Source organism: Polaromonas sp. P1_E3 (assembly GCF_056405935.1).
In genome coordinates this window covers 1-881 of sequence record NZ_JBFUBD010000728.1, presented here as the reverse complement: position 1 = coordinate 881, position 881 = coordinate 1, and the positions used below count along the sequence as shown (strand labels likewise).

Genomic DNA, 881 nt, shown 5'->3' with positions numbered 1-881 from the left:
CATTTAAAAGGATCAATCCATGGCTACCCGCAAAAAAGCAACTGCAAAACCCGCCGCAACGGCACCCGCTTCTCCCAAAACACCCGTGAAAACCGCCGCCAAACCCGCCCCGAAAAAGGTGACGGCGAAGGCCCCGGCCGGCAAAGGTACGGCCAGGAAAGCCACCGTAAAAAAGGCCGGCGTTAAAAAACCTGCGACCAAACCTCAAGCCAGCACCAAGCCCGCCAAAACCGCAAAGCCGGAAAAAACCAAAAAGCCCAAGCTGGTCCGCGACAGCTTCACCATCCCGAAGGCCGAATACGTGGTGCTGGACGATCTGAAGCAGCGTGCCGCCAAGCTCACCCGTCCGGCCAAGAAAAGCGAGCTGCTGCGCGCCGGCATCAAGCTGCTGGCCAGCCTGTCCGATGCTGCCTTCCTGACGGCGCTTGAGCAAGTCCCCGCCATCAAGACCGGACGCCCTACCCTCGGCACTTAAGCTGTCGCCGTGCTTGCTTGAGCTGCGCCGGGCGGCTTTGACGAGAAGTCTTACGACCGCAAGGCAGCCAGCACGGCAGCGCCGAAAGCGACAAGATTAAGCACCGCGGATGCGGCGTGCGAGTATTCCCACCTGCGACGAAGCACGGCCCAGTCTTGAGGCGCCTTGGTCCAGTTCTGCGTTGCCCGGTTGACGGGAAAGGTGAATACCCAGAACACCACCTGCGTTGCCGCCACGCAGAGACAGGCAACCAGCGCGGCGATCTCTGCCGCAGGCCCCACGGCTTCGGCCTGGCTGAACAAAAGGACAGTGCTTGCGAATGCAAGGATCACAATCGGCGCCACAAAGTGCCAGCCACGGTAGAGCTTTTGGGCGACAAGATATTCCTCTTTGGTGAGGTGAATCT

General features: G+C 60.3%; 2 protein-coding genes. One reads left to right on the top strand and one right to left on the bottom strand.

The genetic code is table 11. From position 1 onward, the window contains the following. Window positions 1-19 precede the first annotated feature (19 nt). A complete protein-coding gene (locus AC1D0Z_RS23115) occupies window positions 20-475 on the top strand; it encodes a hypothetical protein (protein ID WP_477660463.1) in 456 nt (151 codons plus the stop codon). Window positions 476-525: 50 nt separating this feature from the next. On the opposite strand, the gene AC1D0Z_RS23110 is transcribed toward AC1D0Z_RS23115, so the two are convergent. Beyond that, a partial coding sequence (locus AC1D0Z_RS23110) for a hypothetical protein (RefSeq protein ID WP_477660462.1) occupies window positions 526-881 on the bottom strand: 356 nt, incomplete at its 5' end.

Bases quoted from the DNA above. Each gene is read 5' to 3' on its own strand.
- AC1D0Z_RS23115 (WP_477660463.1), top strand. From the start codon at position 20: ATGGCTACCCGCAAAAAAGCAACTGCAAAACCCGCCGCAACGGCACCC.